Here is a 17,211-nt window from a genome sequence, read left to right on the forward strand (position 1 = left end):
ATGGATCAGGAAATCCTTGTTTTACAAGCTTCCCCCAGGATTGAAATAGTGTTCTATGAACACGTATTTAAGGTGGGAAAATCAGGTGCGGTATTAATTGATGAAACCGAATATGCCCAATTAAAAAGTGTTAGGTTTATAAAGGGTAGAATACCATGGATTACTGGAATATTAACAGCCGTGCTTGATTTGATAATTGGACATGGCGTTGGTCACTGGAAAAGGGGCAGGGGACAACTGGAATTGGTTACCAATACTCAGACTTATTCCATAGCACTTGTAAACTATGACAGGGGACAAACCCCAATTGCCGTGAATATGTTGAAAGAAAAGTCTCAATAAACGATTCCTCCAATGCGCAAATACCATTCTTCTTCGAGATTTTACATTACAGATTCGGTGATATCAGTTGTAATGATAATCGGTTTTGGTTTTATTGGGGCAACTGCAACTGAAAATATCGCTGCTCAAATAAGTGTAGTAATGGTGACTACTCTCATTTCACTTTGGTTTGTTATTCGCACTCGGGACAGGGTAATCGATGTTGAATTCAAAGAGCAATTCATGGTTGTCAATCACATCTTTAAAAGTACTAAAGCAAGGATTCAATATGAGGACATTGTGGCACTGGAATTCATATCGGTCCATAGGAGGCCCACAATAAATAAGATCAAATTCCACTTTATGGGGAAAATAGAATCGATAAGATTCAGAACGGTGGCCTATGGGCCCGAGTTCATTGACTTTGTAAAATGGCTCAAATCCAAAAATGATAATATAAAGGTATCAGTTCATCCCCCAGATGATTACATGAATCATAGGCTTCAAGAGGAGTATGGATTCAACTATAGAAAAGTTCCCAAAATTGATTGATGAAAACTAAAGCTATTCAATTTTAAAGTTCAAATAAACGATTGGCAAATGCACAATCAACCCCTTCCAATTTATCTTAACTTCTTTATTTCGTGAATGCGTCAATGACCTGTTGCCCGACTTGATAGCCTACTTCCAATCCCACTTGATTATCGGTACGGAAATGCACCCCTCCTTCAAAGCGGGATTCCGAACACTCTTTCGCGAGCTCGTGAAACAACGGTTCATCCCTGGGAAACAGGTAAGCCAGCACTTTGGCAATGGATCCAGCGACGGTGGTATGTCCAGCGGGATAACCCGGAAAATTGGGGGTGTCGATCAAAATGGGTTGGAAAGAAGGATCGTACTGAAAAGGTCGGATGCCCCAGTAATGGTATTTCCCATCCCAGGCGGCAATAATACCGTCGAAGCATGCCGTGTGAAAAACTGCATTCGCAAAGGCAGCCTCCAGGGAATCCAGGTTATATTCCAGAATCTTACGTTCGATTAGTCAATCCCAGATCGGTTCGCTTTTCCACTTCCAGGTGGGCAAGCAAGAGGGTGAACCTGTACTGACTCCTAAAAATAAAAACGCATTAAGAAATTGGGAGTAAACCCCAAGGTCAACTGCTCCAATTGATCAATTTCCTGTAGTCCGGTCTCAGGATTTTCATCAACACGGTAAAATACCGAGAGGGGTACTTGGCGCGAATAGATATTTTGTAGGGCTACCCCCAAGGTTCCTCGATGACTTTTTCGGGAAGACCATTTAAATTGGTACTGCGCGGAAACATCCAGACGATGGTAATTGGGAAGACGTTGACTATTGATAGCGCCAAATTCAATATCGCCCTCAACGGAATTGAACCCAGATACCGGAGTAAAAGGGGCACCTGTCCTGAAATTCCATCCCATTGAAAAGCGCCAGTTTCCCTTTTCATAAGTGTTTGAAAGGGTTACATTATGGGTGATGTCGTTATTTCCAGGAAACGCACCATTGGCCAACTCATCAAAGCGATAGTCCACTGAATTATAGGTGTATCCCAGCCAAATACGATAATTCGCCCATTGTTTTTTGATCAAAAGATCCACACCAAGAACATCACTGGTACCTTGTGAATATTCTTCGGAAGCGCTGGTGAACCCATTGGTAAAAGAGGTAAGTCCCGCAATCCTTTTCAAATAGCCGTCCAAATCAATGGTCCACCCTTTGGAGTCCAACAAAATCCCTGCAGAAAACTGCTCACTCTCCAACAATGGAAATTCATCGTTGTCGGTCAATGTCCATATGCCACTTTGAAGGCGCAAGCGCGTATCATCAAATTCCACCAATTGGCTAACGGTCTGGAATCTTTTTTCCCCGGTCAGCTTGAGTCGTATGGACTTACCTATGGGGTATTCGATATTTGCCCGAGGTTCAACATACCATCCATTTACTATGGAAAATGTGGTTGCACGAAGCCCAAGGCTGATAAAACCCTTGTTTTTTGTTCTACAGTAATAGGTGGCATACCATGAATTGGAGTTGTTTTTTCGGTCCGAGACTTCATTGAAATCACGTTCATCAGCAGATTCGACGCCTTCTTCGTCATTGTCATCGGGCGCTATGTCTTCCATTCCCAATTCGTCACGAAAGAGCTGATAGAAAACTTCGTTCCTCGAGATTTGATACCCCAGTTTTAGTGTATTCCCTTTGTTGAAATCATAAGCGAAGTTCACATCGAGTCCATAATCGGTCACTGAATTTCTCCGTAGGTTTTCCTCGGTCAAATCCTGTCCATCGAAAAACTGATTTCGATACCGACTATCGTAATAGGAATAATATCCACTAATGCCGTGATGCCATTTATGGGCCTTTACGCCCCTCCAATTAAAGCTCAAACCTTGGTTTTCGGTGGTCAGGGCATCTTGGGATTGATTCTCATCATCAAGCAGGCGAAAGTCAAGATCGTTATTGGTGAGCAGTCCGCTCACATAGATACTGTCGTTTTCGGAAGGCTTTACTATAAGCTTTAGATTTGCATCATAAAAAGAAAAGATTTCCTCACCATCAACCAGGGTTTCCCCATCCTCTTCACTGTCAATCACCTGACCCGTGGCATCACTCACCACTATAGTATTCTGAAAAACCTTTTCAGAAATAGCGTCAAAGGTAGGAGTGCCCAATCCTTCAATATCCGAATAGGAGCGCCGGCCCGAAAGGACCAAACCTACGGATTCGCTCAACCTGGTCTTGACAAAAGCGTCTGCCTGGGTGCCATTGACCCCCAAGCCTGCAGTTGTTTTTTGAGGCACTTGGGTTTCTCCTTGGATATCGATCACCCCGGATATGCGGTCGCCATATTCAGCACTGGCGCCTCCCTTAAAAATGGTGGCCCCAGTCGTGATATTGGGATTGAATATAGAAATCATACCAAAGAAATGACCCGTATTGTACATTTTAATCCCGTCATATAAAATAAGGTTTTGGTCGGCTGACCCCCCTCTGATCTGAATATCGGAAACGGTTTCGTTTATGCTCGTGATTCCCGGCACCCATTGTGAAGATTGAAAAATATCCGATTCGACCAGGCCGGGCAATAAGCCTTGTTGGCTTGGATTTAGGGCCAAAGACCCATCTGTATTTTTGTCGATACCTTGTATGAGATAGGACTTTACCACCACCTCCCTGAGGGATTCGGCCCTGGGATTCAAAAAGAAATTCGTACAACTGTTTTTGTTAAAGTCCGAAGGAAATAACAATTCACTGGTATACCCAATATATTGTAACAACACTCCCTTGGTCAGGTTTTCATTTTCTATGGCGAAATACCCGTTTTCGTTAGAAGTAAACCCCTTGGTGGTCCCTTTGATGATAATAGTGGCATAGGGGAGGGCTTTCTTGGTAATCCTATCGAACAAATAGCCGCAAACCGAAATACGATTGTTGGGCACGCTGACGATAACCTGGTTTTCCCCAATACGCTCAAAGCTGAGCAAGGTAGTCTTGCCCAAAAAAGTGAGCAGGTCATCAACTTTGATGGATTTGGCTTTTTTCGTAATGGATTTATCGGCTACGAGTTCATCCGAAAACGAAAAGAGCAATCCCGTCTTTTGTTCCAAATCCTGCAATACCAATTTCAGCGGGGTATCCCGATATGCTACTTGGACGGTCTGCTGAGCGGAGACCGTGAGTAAGGAAAATAACGAGAAAAATAAGGAAAGAAGCTTATTGCCGTTCGTGAACATGTAAAAAAACGGTTTTTTTGTCCTTACTGAGTTCATAGGTAATACCCATGGGAACGAAAACGGATTTAAGGGCAATTTCCAGATCATCGTGTACAAAGGTTCCCGTGAAATGGCCTTGAATCATCCCAGGCGTAAAATCAAACGAGATGTCATAGTAGGTGCCCAATTCTTTCATAACGATTGGAAGTTCGGTATTGGAAAAACGACTCATACCGTTTTGCCACAACGGACGGGTATCCCCATGCTTAAATTCCAACAAAATCTTCCCTTTTAACTGAACGGCATCTCCAGCACTTAAGTACGCTTCTTGTTGCTCGATATCATTTTCATATCGCACTTCTCCTTCATAACAGTACAATTCAAAGGACGAGGGCCTCGCCTTGACATTGAATTCTGTGCCAAGTACGTTAATGGTGCCAGATTCGGTATTGACACTGAAGCCTTCACCTTTGGTCACTTTAAAGAAGCCCTCTCCGTTCAGGCTTACTACTTTATTGTCCATCCAAAAGAAACGCCTATGGGATAATTTCGATTGTGCATTTAGACTTACTTTTGTGCCATCCGGTAAAGCAACCGTTATTTTTTCCCCTACAGTGGTAGTGTAGGTCACTTTGCTGAAAAAGAGACCAAAAAGCACCAAGATTGACGCCGCAATTCCTACGGCATAGTAGAACCCCCTTAATCGGATGACTTTGACGGGTTTTTGATTTTCAATTTCCTTCCAGGTGCGTTCACGAAGTGCCTCTTTATCAAAATCAGGCTTCTTGAAAGCCTTTAATCCCTTCGCCAGGCGCTGATATTCTTCATATTCAGATGATGCCTCAAACTCCGTACGCTCAGCTTCGGTCAACTCTCCGGAGAGCCAACGGGCCATTATGGTATCATCTTTTTCCTCAAACATAATTTTGTTGCATCTATCTAGGGAACAGGCTGTTCTTTTTTTACCCTACCCCCATATTAAATAGTTTTCATGGTCTTCCGCAGTTTCACCAATGCTTTGTGCATCCGTTTTTCCACTGCCTTTTGGGACACCCCCAAAAACCCGGCAATTTCCTTATAGGTCATTTGGTCCATTCGGTTCAACAAAAAAACCTCCCGTTGTCCTTCGGGCAAATCTGCTATGGCATTTTGCAATCGCTCCAGAAACTCTTTTTCCTCCAATTGAAATTCAGGGGTTTCCGTATTCAGGCCTTGCGTTGACTGCTTGGCATATTTCAACACCACCTTTTGGTGGTCCACTTGATTGTAAAATGCATTTTTGGCCACTTTAAAAAGAAAACCCCTGGCTTTCCCAAATAAAATCTTTTTGCAATTGTTCCACAATTTGATAAAAGCATCCTGCACCAAATCCTCCGCCTGTTGTAAGTCACCGCACTGATAGTAAAGGTAATTCCGAAGGGACTCCGAGTTCAAATCGAACAGTTCATTAAAAACCCTTTTGTCACAAACAGACTTTTCGCTTTGGTTCATGAAAAGATTTTTTTGTTAGGGGGGTGGGGTGAATTCAAAGTATCCTGTTCTACTATCAAAACTAAAAAAATCTTGGTAATGAATGTCCCAAAGCAATTTAAGTTCATCCTTGTTGGGTTAAGTCTAATGGCGTTGTTTTCCGTATTGTACAAAACCAATTTGTTGTCCAAACATGAAAATTCCTTTAAGGCCGATGAAAGCTACCACATTACCTATCGGTTTTTTTTAAGACTGATTCGGGGAGCACTTTTATCAAAGCCTATTTGCCAAAGAACAATGTCCGACAACAAATTAAGGGGCAGAAGAACATGCTGCCCAGGCATATACAGTTTACAACACTGGCCGAGGGTCCGAACCTTAGGGGCCACTGGTTGACCGAAGTTGAAAATACCTATGAAAGTGTTAGCTATTCCTTTTTGTTCAGGGGCAAGGGCCAAATTTTCGGATTGCCCCAAAACTTTAAACCCTATCCAAGTGGAATGGAATCCTATTTGGTCGCCACCAAGAACATTCAGGCTACAGCATCACAAATTAAGCAGTTGGCAAGAAATTTAAAGCAGGGCACCTCTTCGGACCGGGAAACCATTCAAGCATTATTCAACTATGTTCACCATATTCCCTCCGCGCCCATCATTACACTCACGGATGCACTGAGTGCCTTGGAGCGTAATGAGGCTTCCTGCAACGGCAAAAGTCGTTTATTGGTAGCGTTGGCCAGAAGTTTGGGATATCCGGCCCGCATTAAGGGAGGTATTATCTTAAAGGAATCGAATAAACGCACTTCCCATGCCTGGACGGAGCTTTTCATCAATGGCGTTTGGGTCCCTTTTGATGCCCTGAACGGACATTTTGCCTATTTGCCTGCCAATTACCTCGAGCTGTACCAAGGGGATGCTTTTTTAATTACCCACAGCCCAGGGATACAATTCGATTATTCCTATGAAATCAACAGACAGGAATCCTTACCAATGCTTAACGAGGAAGCTGAAGAGGTGAAAAAAGTGACGACGTTCTCCTTATGGGGTTTGGTCAAAAACAAATCCATTTCAAAAAAGAACCTGTTTTTATTACTGATGCTTCCCCTGGGAGGTTTGATGGTTGCCCTGCTTCGGAATATTGTGGGCATACGTACGTTTGGAGTGTTCCTGCCTGTTTTAATTGCCTTTTCCTTATTGGAAACAGGTCTTGTCACCGGGATGGCGCTATTTCTTTTTTTGATTCTATTTGTTGGGTTCATTACCCGTCCTTTTGATGCTTTAGGGTTGCTCCATACCCCAAAATTGGTCATTTCATTGACCCTTATGGTCCTGGTTATGGCCTTGGGAAATTACTTGGGCATTTCCTCTGGAATTGCCTGGTTGAGTTCCTTAACACTTTTCCCTACCATCATCTTGACCATATCAGCGGAACGGTTTTCAAAATTGATCGTGGAGGACGGATTTCAAAAAGCGACCGGCACCTTGGTACAGACCCTATTAGCGGTAGGTATTTGTTTTTTGCTCTTTTCAATAAAAGGATTGGATGCCATTCTGATCCTGTTCCCGGAACTTTTGTTGTTGGTCATCAGTGCTTGCATGGTATTGGGTCGGTATGTGGGCCTTAGATGGACCGAGCTTTTAAGATTTAAACCCTTATTAAATTCCAAAATCGCCTAGCTATGTTAAAGAAGATATTCCAGATCAACAACCCCAAGGGGGTGATTGGCCTCAATCGTCGCAATATTGAATTTATATACCCACATAATCAACGCAAACACTATGCGATGGCAGATGATAAGGTGAAGACCAAGATGATTCTGCACAAAAACCATATTGCCTGTGCCCGCACCTATGCGGTCATTGAGCGTATCAGCCAAATCAAGGCCATATGGGCAAGCTTGCAGTGCCAAGAAACTTTGGTTCTTAAACCGGCAAAAGGCTGTGGGGGCGGGGGCATCAAAATCCTAAGGAAGAACAAGGATGGTCAATGGCAGAGTAGTGGTAGGACCTTGACCGATTCGCAGATATTCCATCATATCACAAGTATTATTTCCGGCTTATTTTCCATGGCTTCCAACGATGTGTGTTTGATTGAGGAGTGTATTGTGCCACATCCGTTTTTTGCTGAGATATATGATAGGGGAGTGCCTGATTTCAGAATCATTACGCTAAAAGAAGAGCCTTTAATGGCCATGCTTCGCATGCCCACTTCTAAATCCGACGGAAAGGCCAATCTGCATCAAAAGGGTGTAGGTATTGGGGTTGACATGAAAAACGGCACCTTGACAAAAGTATATAACGGCAAATCGTATTCAGATCACCATCCGGATAATATAACCCAGGTGCATGGAAAAAGAATCCCTTACTGGTTTACCATGTTGCAACTCGCCAAAAAAACGGCCAAGGCCTTTCCCCTGGAGTATCTGGGTATCGATCTGGTCATTGATAAGGTCAAAGGACCCCAAATCATGGAAGTCAACGTGCGCCCTGGTTTAGGAATTCAGCTGGTCAATCAATGTGGATTACAATCGGCATCACAAAAAACCTATAAAATAAAGTTATGAAAAATGCAATTTCACTCATTCTGGTGCTGGCAAGTACCTTATGTTTCCCCCAAGAACGACATCGTTTTGAAGCAGGTAGCCAAACCGGCTACGAATACAACTATTTTAAGGGCCCCGACCAATTATTGGTCAATGGTTCCCTTTTAAATGAAGATGATCTGATTGCCAGTAGCGGTTATCTGGATGTCTTCTTTGATTATGATTACCGTTACAAGTGGAAGGGGCATCGTTTTCGTGCTTCGGTGACTCCCTTTGCCCGCATATTTCAGGAAAACAGTTCGGATAGTTATTGGAGTTTGGATGTAGCGATGAAATACGACTACAAGCTGTCCAAGAAAACGAAGCTTTTGGGTGAGGTCAATTTTCAGCGAATGAACCGAGAGGGATTGGACGGCGCACAGGATATTCTGGTGAACCCTTTGGGGTATAGCAATTACGGGGGCTCCGCAGGGATTGCCTTCGAGCCGCTACAAAAGAACAAAACAACGGTGGAGGGCTTTTATAACTTCAAGAATTTTGATGCGTATGGCATTCGCGACCTTCAATTTAATGCATATGGGCTGCGATTGGCCACCAAGCAGGAATTTAGGCCTGGACGTTATGAACATGCCTTTGGCTTTACCGCTTATTATAAAAAGAGGTTATATGACACGTTCAATGCGGAAGATACCCCACAAAATGGGCAGCGTAATTGGGACTATGCCAAGATTATGGCCTTTTATGAACTGCCCTTGGGCGGCAATCTGGAGCTTGAACCGCAAATGACCTATTATGGGCGCTTTGACCGACTCGAAAATCGGTCTGGTTTTAATCAATATGGTCCGGGATTGCGTTTACGCTTTGCTAACGACAAGACAAAGATCAGTGCAACGATCAAGCATTTTATACGGAACTATAGTGTTATTACTGCACCAGGGGCAGAAGGGGAGAGGCTACAATACAAATACACCGATATGTTCCTACGGTTTGAACATCAACTGCCCATAAAGGGGTTGTTGTTTACAGGTACGACTTACAGCCGTTTTCGGGAGACCAATACCGTTGATCTGGCCTCACGATCGTTTCGGGGCTATACCAACCAATACGCTGGAGTTGGGTTGCTATGGCAATTGTGATGTTTTCAGCGTACCTAAATTCCTCACTTTTGTCAAGGGTTGATACCTGCTTTCAATTTAGGGATTGCCTAAAGGCAAAGGGTGAAATATTCGTCTTGCTCTTGAACAATTTGGAAAATGACGTTGCGTGTTCAAAACCCAGTTCAAAGGCAATCTCACTTACATTGAGTTCCGTGGTGGACAATTTTTCCTTGGCAATCGCTATTAATTTATTGTGGATGTGCTGTTGGGTGCTCTGCCCACTCACCGCCTTCAATAATGCGCTCAGGTAGTTAGGGGAAAGATTCAGGTGCTCAGCAATCTCCGCAACTGTCGGGATTCCCTTAAAAAGCGTGTTTTCTTCCTTAAAATGACCGTTTAATACCTCCTCCAGTTTTGCCAGAACTTGGTGATTGGTTTTTTTACGGGTAAGGAATTGTCGTTCGTAAAAGCGTTCCGCATAATTGAGCAGCAACTCCATTTGGGAAACAATGATATTTTCACTGAACTTGTCCATATTGGATTGGTACTCCCTTTGGATGTTTCGCAACAGATCATCGATTATTCTTTCCTCTTTTTCGGAAAGAAAAAGCGCCTCATTAACAGCATAGCCGAAGAAATCATAGTTCTTGATGGTCTTTGCCAGGGAAGTGCCCCAAAAAAAATCTGGATGGACAAGCAGGAGCCAACCGGATGCCTCGGTCTTTATATTTTGGTCGACTTCCAGGGTAAGAACCTGTTGGGGAGCGACAAATGTCAATACCCCCTCGTTAAAATCATATACCTGTTGTCCATAATTGAACTTAGTGCTTACGTTTCGTTTGAGGCCAATGGAATAAAACTCCTGCACCCATTTAATTTGATGGTCCTCGACCGGATAAGCCACCTTTCCATAGTCCACCAAGCTGATCAATGGATGTTCCGGCATAGGTACATTGCCATATTGGTGAAACTCGCTTATGGTTTTGAATCGGTACATATTCATATTTTGCGGTGATGGACCACGGGAATAAAGTTCTAAAAACCCGTTGACGTACCCAAAACCTTGTTGTTCTCCATAGCTTTTTGAATGGCTTCTATTTTCATGCCGGCATATTGATAGGCATCTTCTCCCATAAAGAAATGTACGGGAGGGTTTTCCTGTTCACTCAAATGCATCAATACTTCTGCTGCCTTTTCAGGATCGTTGGGCTGGTTTCCATCTATATCGTTCAAATGGGCCTGTTCCATGTCGCGAGCAGCTTTGTACGTGTCGATGGGATTCGATGGTGTCTTTACCGAGCCCTTGGACAAAAAACTGGTCCTGAAATAACCGGGGTATACCAAAGTGGTGTGTACACCAAACGGTTTCATTTCCTCGGAAAGAGCCTCCGTTAGGCCCGCCACCGCAAACTTTGTGGAGCAATAGACACCGAAACCTGCAAAGTTCCCCACATAACCTCCTATGGACGAAATGTTAAAAATATGTCCTGATTGCTGTGCTCTCAGAAAAGGTGCCACATTACGAATCACGTTCAGGGCACCGAACACATTTACATCATAGTTGTTCCTTGCTTCCCGGTCCGTCAGTTCCTCCAATGTCCCGATCTGACTGTAGCCGGCATTGTTGACCACAACATCTATTGTCCCAAAATGAGCTATAGCCTCCTCGATGGACTGTTTGACACTGGTATTCTGAACCAGGTCCATTGCCATCGGCAAGAAATCTTCATTTTTCTTACCTACGCTTTCAATTAATGCCTGCTTGTTTCTGGAAGTAGCTGCAACCCAGTATCCACTGTCCAAAAGTTTTTTGACCAAGTGTAACCCCAGGCCCTGGGATGCCCCGGTGACGAACCATACTTTTTTTGAATCCATATTGTATTAAAGTTTAAAAATTACATCACAAAGATTATCGATTCCGGTGATCAAAATCTTTCCAAATCCTGGAAATGGATAGTCAAATCTACTTTGGGATGTATACCAACGGTCAATTGAAGGATTGCCTAAACTCGGAAGGAGTGAGGTTGGTTTTTGATTTAAAGAACTTACTGAACGACTGTGGATAATCAAATCCCAACTGGAATGCGATTTCACTGATAGAGGATTCCCTTATGGCCAATTTTTCCTTGGCCTGCTCTATGAGCTTGTCCTGTATATGTTGTTGGGTGCTTTTTCCGGTCAGCACTTTTAACAGACTGCTCAAATAATTTGGGGAGACGTTCAAGGAACCTGAAATGTCCAGAACCGTGGGCAAACCCTTGCTGGCCAAGTCTCCCTTGTTGAAATGATTACTCAGAATTTTTTCCAAGCGGACCAGGATTTGATGGTTTTCCTTTTCCCGCGTTAGGAATTGGCGATGGTAGAACCTATTGGCATAGTTCAGCAAGGTCTCAATACGTGAGATGATGACCGGTTTACTGAAATTATCAATGTTTGAGCGGCATTCTTCCCGGATGCCCCGTAATACCCCTACTATGGTTTCCTCCTCTTTTTCGGACAGATGGAGTGCCTCGTTCACCGCATACCCAAAGTATTCAAATTGCTTGATTTTGGATGATAGTTGCGTGTCCCAAAAGAGGTCGGGATGTATGAGCAAAAGCCACCCCGAATGGGTCAGGTCCCTTGTTCCTCGAATGGAATACACTTGGTTCGGCGCAATGAAAAACATACTGCCCTTGTCAAAATCATACTCCCGCTGCCCATAGACCAAGGTACCACTCGCATTTTTTTTCAGTGCGATGGAATAAAAGTCCTGTACGATATGCTCGGGCTCATCATCCCTGAGCTTGTTGATCTCCTCAATACGGAAGACACTGATCAATGGATGCGACGGTCCGGGAAGTCCCCGAAAGTTATGGTATTGGCCAATAGTTTTTATGCTATACGGTTGCATGGTACCTCTTATTTTTGATGGTAGACCACCGCGAACTCTTGGGCAAAATCCTTCATTTTGACACTGCCAAAGATATGGGGCCTGTGCAAGTTATAATCTTCATACAATAATCCACTGCGGATGGCAGCATACATTTCCACCATTCCCTGGGCAATTGCCGGTTGCATTCCCGCACTTTCCAGACTTTGCAACAACTGCCCATCCGTAATCATTACCCATTTTAGGTTTGGCTTGCCAACGGCTGCGCCCAATATGCCCGCCAATTCACCATAGGTCAACTCTTCACTGGCAATGTAACGAACCTTTCTTCCAGATGATACGACATTGATTTCTTCGGCAGTGCAAGCGGCGATATCCATAGGGGAAACCCATGCATTGACGTTATCTTCTTCCAGATTGCTTCCCATAATCCCATGTTCCTTTATCAAAGGCACGAACTGGAATAAGTTGTAATAGATCTCCGTAGGTCTTATATGGGTGACTGCCACGTCTTCGGGTAAACGGTCCAGGCGTTGCTCTACATGATAGGTACCTTTCAATATACCATTACCCTCATTCAAATGCGCACCTATACTACTGAGATTGACCACACGCTTGACATCGCTTTTTCGAACGGCTTCCGCAAAACTATTTCCAAGTTCTTTGAAATAGGCGGGCAAATTAAGGTCATGATCAAAATAATTCGCTGGAGGAGTCAACGTATATACCACATCCGCTCCTGTAAAACTGGAAGCCAAGAAATCGATATCCTGTAGTTTTCCAATGGCCGCCACTGCCCCCAATTCCGCTATTTCATTTCTTCTTGCAGGCGTACTGCTAATTACGGTAACATGATGTCCTTCTTTAATCAGTATTTGGGCCAAAGGTGTCCCAATTCGCCCCAAAGACCCTGTAAGTGTAATTTTCATGTGCTTTTGTTTTTAATACGTACAAAGTTCGGTTTGGGAAAGGAGTTTTATGTGCCGAAATATACGTTCATTGTGTTCAAATATTGGTTTTTGTATTCTTAGTGCAGGGAAGGATCGTAAAATACGCCATTGTTCAAAAAAGGGCCCTTTTAGGGAACTTTTGAAATAATCAATCCGTGTGCAATACTTCCAAAAAGTTTATTTCATCGTACGAATTAATTCATTTAATTTATGACATAAAATAAACTATTGTCATGGTTTTAAATATGCTAGGGTCACTACATCAGAACAAAAACCCTTCAAAAAATAATCTAATGGACAACAAAAAGAAAAAAAACTGGAGGGCCTTCGCCATCGGAATTTTGGTAGGGGTTATTTTATACCAATTGCTATTCAATGTGATTATTCCAAATCTGTTTTAAAACCGATAGTTCAAATAAACGATTAGTAGGAATCAAAAAAATGGAAAGAAATAATCTTAAATACACCCTACGGGAAATACTTATTGTAATAATTGGAATAACGATTGCCTTTAGCATGAACAAATGTTCCGATAATATCAAGAACAAACGTTTGCTTAAGGAATACATGAAGAACATTAGGAGCGATATCGCCATGGACAAGGAGCAGTTGGCAAAGAACAGTTTGGCAATTGAGACTAAAATTACAATCTGCAATCAAATGATACAGTTGTTGAATGCTGAATCCGAAGAAAACCTGGAGCTTTTGGGTATGGCCTTTGAGGTATTAAAGTATGAGTCATTCAATCCAGAGAATATCACCTACAGAACCTTGATCAATTCAGGGGATTTAAAGTTGCTTGATGATTTTGAGCTCAAAACTGCCATCCAGCGCCATTATGCAAATTATGAAACTGTTCAGGACATTTATCTGAAGCATCGAAGCTTGATTCGGGACTATTTGGGAAACTATATGATAAACTATGCCGACTATGATAAGTTCGCCAAGGGTGAGCTTCCCTTTCTGGATCGGTCAAGACTAAAGAATATCATCCGGGCGTTGCTAACGACTTTGAATGAAAAAAAAGAGGCCGCACAAATTGGCATGGATAGCTGTGAAGCGCTTTTGTTGGTTCTGGAGCAGTCCTTGGATTAAAGGGGAAATCAGTACAAAGTATATACTTTACGCACGTAATTTTTGTGTAACCCAAGTAATTCGGCCCTGATCATTATCATGTTCAAAACCAGGATTATACTCTATATTTGATGTAAAACGATACAAATGAAAACGGTGGAACACACCTCAAAAGCGTTACCATATATTGGGTTTTTAATTCTTTTATTTTTCTCCGTTGCCAATGCACAATCGCAGGACCAATTACGGGAAAATGTGATTTATTGGCACATCAAAGCCGTTCTCCCTGAAGCCAAATTGTTGGACATCAAGGCAATTGATGCAACTGGTACCTATCACGATGTAAAGGCCATACAAGACTCCTATGACACTAGCCTATTAAGTGTCAAAGCTTTGGTGAACGGACAGACCATACCCATAAAAATGATCGTAACCAAAAACGATACGTATTATCCTGTCAAAGCCATTGCTAATGACGGTACGATACTTGACGTGAAGGCGATTGGTGAAGAAGGGGAAATACTTGATGTTAAGGGAGTGAGTAGAATGGGTAATTTAATAGAAGTAAGGGCAATAGACAAGGCGCAAAGGCAGCATGATGTGATTTCCATTTCTCCACAAAAAGGCGTGAACCATGTTAAAGGGCTAAAAATGTTTAATGACGAAGTAGAGGCGGTCATCCATGGTATAAAAATATTTGCCCACGTAAAATCGCTTAAACAGTATTGACGGTTTTGTAAGGTCTTCGTTTGCTAATACATACGTGGCGCATAAAATCATTCGTAGGGGAGGGAAAAGGGTACGGAATGGGAAGCCCTGCTATTTGTCCTTTACATCATCCATATATCTCTTCATGACCAAGTGTGCTTTAAAAAGCAATGGTATACTTGCCAACCCAATACTTTATTTTGATAATTAACGTTACATTTTATGTAACTTTGAAATCATAACGTGTCTGTGATAATGTTAGGGGTGAACATAAATTTGTACAACACGTGCCAATAAACGCTCTTCACCAATTTAATATGGAAAATTATGGCCCCGACCACCTCAAATCAGTTTGCTGAAATAACTTTTAAATTTAAGGATACCTACAAATGGTTGAAAACAACAACCAAATTGATATTGTTGTTGCTTTTGTCCATACTGTTGAGCTGTAACAGTTCTATGGATCCCGAGCCTCCCGAAGAAGAAGTAATTGATCCCGAAGAAGAAGAAGTAATTGATCCCGGCAATGAAACCGTTGATTTGGCAAGAGCAGCGCTCAATTATCGAAATCACTGTGGAGGCTGTCATGGACAAAACCTGAGTTCATTTGTAGAACGGGAATGGACCTATGGCAATTCTTCCGAAGAAGTGGTGCAATCCATAACCAATGGATATACCAACAATGGTATGCCCGCATACGGGGCTACTTTTAGTGAACTGGAAATCCAGGAATTGACCGAATATATACTTTCCGAAATTGACGGGAAAACGCAAGCCATGTTGGAGGAGGAAAACCCTGATTTATCCGGATTGATTTCATCAGATGACCTTACTTTTCGATTGGAGACCCTAACGGATGAAATTCCCGGCATTCCTTGGGGGATGGCACAATTACCCAATGGTGAAATTTTGGTAACCGAGCGCGGGGGAAGGTTGTTCTTGGTGCGGAATGAGGGACAGTTGGCAGAAGTTACCAATCTTCCAGCTATTGTTTCCGAAGGGCAAGGTGGGCTATTGGATGTGATCATACACCCTGATTTTGAAAACAATTCTTTTGTTTATCTGTCCTATTCCAGGGCCAATCCCAATGATTCATCGGAATTGACCACTGCTGTGGCAAGGGGTGTACTCAATGGAAACAGCCTGAGCCAAGTGGAGATTATCTTTACGGCACTTCCCTATGTGGATAGCGGTACACACTTTGGCTCCAGATTGGTGTTTGATACTGATGGATACTTGTACGTTTCCGTGGGCGATCGCGGACGAAGGGACACCTACCCGCAGGCATTGGATAATGCCATCGGGAAAATACATCGGATTCATGACGATGGTCGAATTCCTACGGACAACCCATTTTATAATACGCCCGGAGCGATCAATTCAATTTTCACCTATGGCACACGTAACCCTCAAGGAATGAGTCTGCATCCAGAAACCGGAGCGGTTTGGGAAGGCGAACATGGACCCCGTGGCGGCGATGAAATCAATCTTTTGGAAGCAGGGGACAACAACGGATGGCCCATCATATCATACGGTATCAATTATGATGGAACCACTTTTACGGATTTAACCGAATTGGATGGAATGGAACAGCCCGTACATTACTGGACCCCTTCCATTGCGCCTTGTGGAATGACATTTGTCTCCGGCGATTTTTATGGAAATTGGAAAAATGATCTTTTCGTCGGCTCCCTTAAATTCGAATACCTCCATCGTTTAAAAATGAACGGCAACGAGGTTGTTGGCCATGAAACGCTATTGGATGGTATAGGCAGGGTACGTGACGCACAAATGGGTAGGGACGGCTATCTTTATATTGTAGTAGAGGGCCCTGGCCGACTTATACGCCTTGTACCTGAGCAATAATGCTGGGTTAGATGCTGTTTTAACTGCGGGTATCTAAACCCTGAAGATTAAATTACAATCTTACCGGGTCCAATTTTTTTAGGCCACTTTTCTTTTTTGCCCTGTCCCTTTTTGACAGTTCCAGAGCATCTGAGCCACCCCGACATTACCCCATCTAAGTAAGCTTGGGGAAAATTGGGGTTACTTATTGTAGCGCGATACAAGTCAATATCGTCGGACTGTCTTAACTCACAACCATTGTTATATCCTTGTTGTTGTAGATCTGCATCCGTTAATTTTGATTGTGCAGCACTAAAACCAATTGAAAAAAGTACCAAAACTATGGTTACATATAATTTCTTCATTTTAAATGATTTGTTAAGATACTTATGAGGAGAAGATATGAAATAATTTCCGAATTTACTTACAAAATTATAAACTACTGATGCAATACTTAAGAATTAACTGAAAAATAAATCAGAAAATACTTGTATTAATCAGTACGATAGCGGCTATAAAAATCTAAGTTTTCAAATTGACTTTATAGGGGTGCTATGGCCACATTATCGGTATCAATGACCTCCTGGGTTACGA

The 17,211-nt window shown here is 42.8% G+C and carries 17 protein-coding genes; 8 read left to right on the top strand and 9 right to left on the bottom strand.

The features are described 5' to 3' along the window. Together L0P88_RS21730 and L0P88_RS21735 are read left to right on the top strand one after the other, a co-directional pair. Entirely contained in the window at positions 1-342 is a 342-nt protein-coding gene (locus tag L0P88_RS21730) for a hypothetical protein (RefSeq protein WP_247131977.1), read from the top strand. A gap of 12 nt (positions 343-354) precedes the next feature. Further along, positions 355-873 carry a hypothetical protein gene (locus tag L0P88_RS21735; protein WP_247131978.1) on the top strand — a complete coding sequence of 173 codons (519 nt, stop codon included), beginning with the start codon at positions 355-357 and terminating at the stop codon, positions 871-873. Positions 874-958: 85 nt separating this feature from the next. Here L0P88_RS21735 and L0P88_RS24190 read toward each other — a convergent pair whose 3' ends face one another. The 4 genes from L0P88_RS24190 to L0P88_RS21750 all read right to left on the bottom strand — a co-directional run bounded on the left by L0P88_RS24190 (position 959) and on the right by L0P88_RS21750 (position 5,550). Next, positions 959-1,360: a phosphatase PAP2 family protein gene (locus tag L0P88_RS24190; protein ID WP_409557741.1), complete on the bottom strand. Its 402-nt coding sequence runs from the start codon at positions 1,358-1,360 to the stop codon at positions 959-961. Positions 1,361-1,431: 71 nt separating this feature from the next. Continuing rightward, on the bottom strand, positions 1,432-4,080 hold the full coding sequence (locus L0P88_RS21740) for a carboxypeptidase-like regulatory domain-containing protein (protein WP_247131979.1): 2,649 nt from the start codon (positions 4,078-4,080) through the stop codon (positions 1,432-1,434). Further along, the gene (locus L0P88_RS21745) at positions 4,061-4,981 is read right to left on the bottom strand and encodes a FecR family protein (protein WP_247131980.1); all 921 of its coding nucleotides are present in this window, start codon (positions 4,979-4,981) and stop codon (positions 4,061-4,063) included. The genes L0P88_RS21740 and L0P88_RS21745 overlap by 20 nt, the downstream gene beginning before the upstream one ends. A gap of 56 nt (positions 4,982-5,037) precedes the next feature. Further along, positions 5,038-5,550, bottom strand: coding sequence for an RNA polymerase sigma factor (locus tag L0P88_RS21750; protein WP_247131981.1), 513 nt, complete (start codon positions 5,548-5,550; stop codon positions 5,038-5,040). Positions 5,551-5,813: 263 nt separating this feature from the next. On the opposite strand from L0P88_RS21750, the gene L0P88_RS21755 reads away from it, so the two are divergent. The 3 genes from L0P88_RS21755 to L0P88_RS21765 are packed head-to-tail and all read left to right on the top strand — an operon-like array spanning position 5,814 to position 9,207. Beyond that, positions 5,814-7,205, top strand: a complete 1,392-nt coding sequence (locus L0P88_RS21755) for a 7TM domain-containing protein (RefSeq protein WP_247131982.1) — start codon at positions 5,814-5,816, stop codon at positions 7,203-7,205. 2 nt (positions 7,206-7,207) lie between these two features. After that, positions 7,208-8,092, top strand: a complete 885-nt coding sequence (locus L0P88_RS21760; protein WP_247131983.1) for a sugar-transfer associated ATP-grasp domain-containing protein — start codon at positions 7,208-7,210, stop codon at positions 8,090-8,092. Beyond that, positions 8,089-9,207: a hypothetical protein gene (locus L0P88_RS21765; RefSeq protein ID WP_247131984.1), complete on the top strand. Its 1,119-nt coding sequence runs from the start codon at positions 8,089-8,091 to the stop codon at positions 9,205-9,207. The genes L0P88_RS21760 and L0P88_RS21765 overlap by 4 nt, the downstream gene beginning before the upstream one ends. Positions 9,208-9,259: 52 nt before the next feature. Here L0P88_RS21765 and L0P88_RS21770 read toward each other — a convergent pair whose 3' ends face one another. The 4 genes from L0P88_RS21770 to L0P88_RS21785 form a co-directional block, all read right to left on the bottom strand. Then, entirely contained in the window at positions 9,260-10,165 is a 906-nt protein-coding gene (locus L0P88_RS21770) for a helix-turn-helix domain-containing protein (protein ID WP_247131985.1), read from the bottom strand. A gap of 38 nt (positions 10,166-10,203) precedes the next feature. Continuing rightward, positions 10,204-11,043 carry an SDR family oxidoreductase gene (locus L0P88_RS21775; protein ID WP_247131986.1) on the bottom strand — a complete coding sequence of 280 codons (840 nt, stop codon included), beginning with the start codon at positions 11,041-11,043 and terminating at the stop codon, positions 10,204-10,206. Positions 11,044-11,155: 112 nt separating this feature from the next. Further along, positions 11,156-12,061, bottom strand: coding sequence for a helix-turn-helix domain-containing protein (locus tag L0P88_RS21780; RefSeq protein ID WP_247131987.1), 906 nt, complete (start codon positions 12,059-12,061; stop codon positions 11,156-11,158). A gap of 8 nt (positions 12,062-12,069) precedes the next feature. Then, a complete protein-coding gene (locus L0P88_RS21785; protein ID WP_247131988.1) occupies positions 12,070-12,969 on the bottom strand; it encodes an NAD(P)H-binding protein in 900 nt (299 codons plus the stop codon). Positions 12,970-13,431: 462 nt separating this feature from the next. Between L0P88_RS21785 and L0P88_RS21790 the strand changes: the two genes are divergently transcribed. From L0P88_RS21790 to L0P88_RS21800, 3 genes are all read left to right on the top strand, one after another. Beyond that, entirely contained in the window at positions 13,432-14,085 is a 654-nt protein-coding gene (locus L0P88_RS21790; RefSeq protein ID WP_247131989.1) for a DUF6090 family protein, read from the top strand. 126 nt (positions 14,086-14,211) lie between these two features. Beyond that, positions 14,212-14,793 carry a hypothetical protein gene (locus tag L0P88_RS21795; protein ID WP_247131990.1) on the top strand — a complete coding sequence of 194 codons (582 nt, stop codon included), beginning with the start codon at positions 14,212-14,214 and terminating at the stop codon, positions 14,791-14,793. 306 nt (positions 14,794-15,099) lie between these two features. Then, entirely contained in the window at positions 15,100-16,638 is a 1,539-nt protein-coding gene (locus L0P88_RS21800) for a PQQ-dependent sugar dehydrogenase (RefSeq protein WP_247131991.1), read from the top strand. A 47-nt stretch (positions 16,639-16,685) separates the two neighbouring features. Here the strand turns inward: L0P88_RS21800 and L0P88_RS21805 are convergent, their stop codons facing one another. Then, positions 16,686-16,982 (bottom strand): hypothetical protein, encoded by a 297-nt coding sequence (locus L0P88_RS21805; RefSeq protein WP_247131992.1) that lies wholly within the window; start codon positions 16,980-16,982, stop codon positions 16,686-16,688. Positions 16,983-17,211: the final 229 nt, after the last annotated feature.

It is taken from the genome of Muricauda sp. SCSIO 64092 (assembly GCF_023016285.1).
Taxonomy (GTDB): domain Bacteria; phylum Bacteroidota; class Bacteroidia; order Flavobacteriales; family Flavobacteriaceae; genus Croceivirga.

Excerpts from the sequence above, each read along its gene's own strand:
- L0P88_RS21730 (WP_247131977.1), top strand. The coding sequence starts at position 1 with ATGGATCAGGAAATCCTTGTTTTACAAGCTTCCCCCAGGATTGAAATA.
- L0P88_RS21735 (WP_247131978.1), top strand. The coding sequence starts at position 355 with ATGCGCAAATACCATTCTTCTTCGAGATTTTACATTACAGATTCGGTG.
- L0P88_RS21740 (WP_247131979.1), bottom strand. The coding sequence starts at position 4,080 with ATGTTCACGAACGGCAATAAGCTTCTTTCCTTATTTTTCTCGTTATTT.
- L0P88_RS21745 (WP_247131980.1), bottom strand. The coding sequence starts at position 4,981 with ATGTTTGAGGAAAAAGATGATACCATAATGGCCCGTTGGCTCTCCGGA.
- L0P88_RS21750 (WP_247131981.1), bottom strand. The coding sequence starts at position 5,550 with ATGAACCAAAGCGAAAAGTCTGTTTGTGACAAAAGGGTTTTTAATGAA.
- L0P88_RS21760 (WP_247131983.1), top strand. The coding sequence starts at position 7,208 with ATGTTAAAGAAGATATTCCAGATCAACAACCCCAAGGGGGTGATTGGC.
- L0P88_RS21765 (WP_247131984.1), top strand. The coding sequence starts at position 8,089 with ATGAAAAATGCAATTTCACTCATTCTGGTGCTGGCAAGTACCTTATGT.
- L0P88_RS21770 (WP_247131985.1), bottom strand. The coding sequence starts at position 10,165 with ATGTACCGATTCAAAACCATAAGCGAGTTTCACCAATATGGCAATGTA.
- L0P88_RS21775 (WP_247131986.1), bottom strand. The coding sequence starts at position 11,043 with ATGGATTCAAAAAAAGTATGGTTCGTCACCGGGGCATCCCAGGGCCTG.
- L0P88_RS21780 (WP_247131987.1), bottom strand. The coding sequence starts at position 12,061 with ATGCAACCGTATAGCATAAAAACTATTGGCCAATACCATAACTTTCGG.
- L0P88_RS21785 (WP_247131988.1), bottom strand. The coding sequence starts at position 12,969 with ATGAAAATTACACTTACAGGGTCTTTGGGGCGAATTGGGACACCTTTG.
- L0P88_RS21790 (WP_247131989.1), top strand. The coding sequence starts at position 13,432 with ATGGAAAGAAATAATCTTAAATACACCCTACGGGAAATACTTATTGTA.
- L0P88_RS21795 (WP_247131990.1), top strand. The coding sequence starts at position 14,212 with ATGAAAACGGTGGAACACACCTCAAAAGCGTTACCATATATTGGGTTT.
- L0P88_RS21800 (WP_247131991.1), top strand. The coding sequence starts at position 15,100 with ATGGCCCCGACCACCTCAAATCAGTTTGCTGAAATAACTTTTAAATTT.
- L0P88_RS21805 (WP_247131992.1), bottom strand. The coding sequence starts at position 16,982 with ATGAAGAAATTATATGTAACCATAGTTTTGGTACTTTTTTCAATTGGT.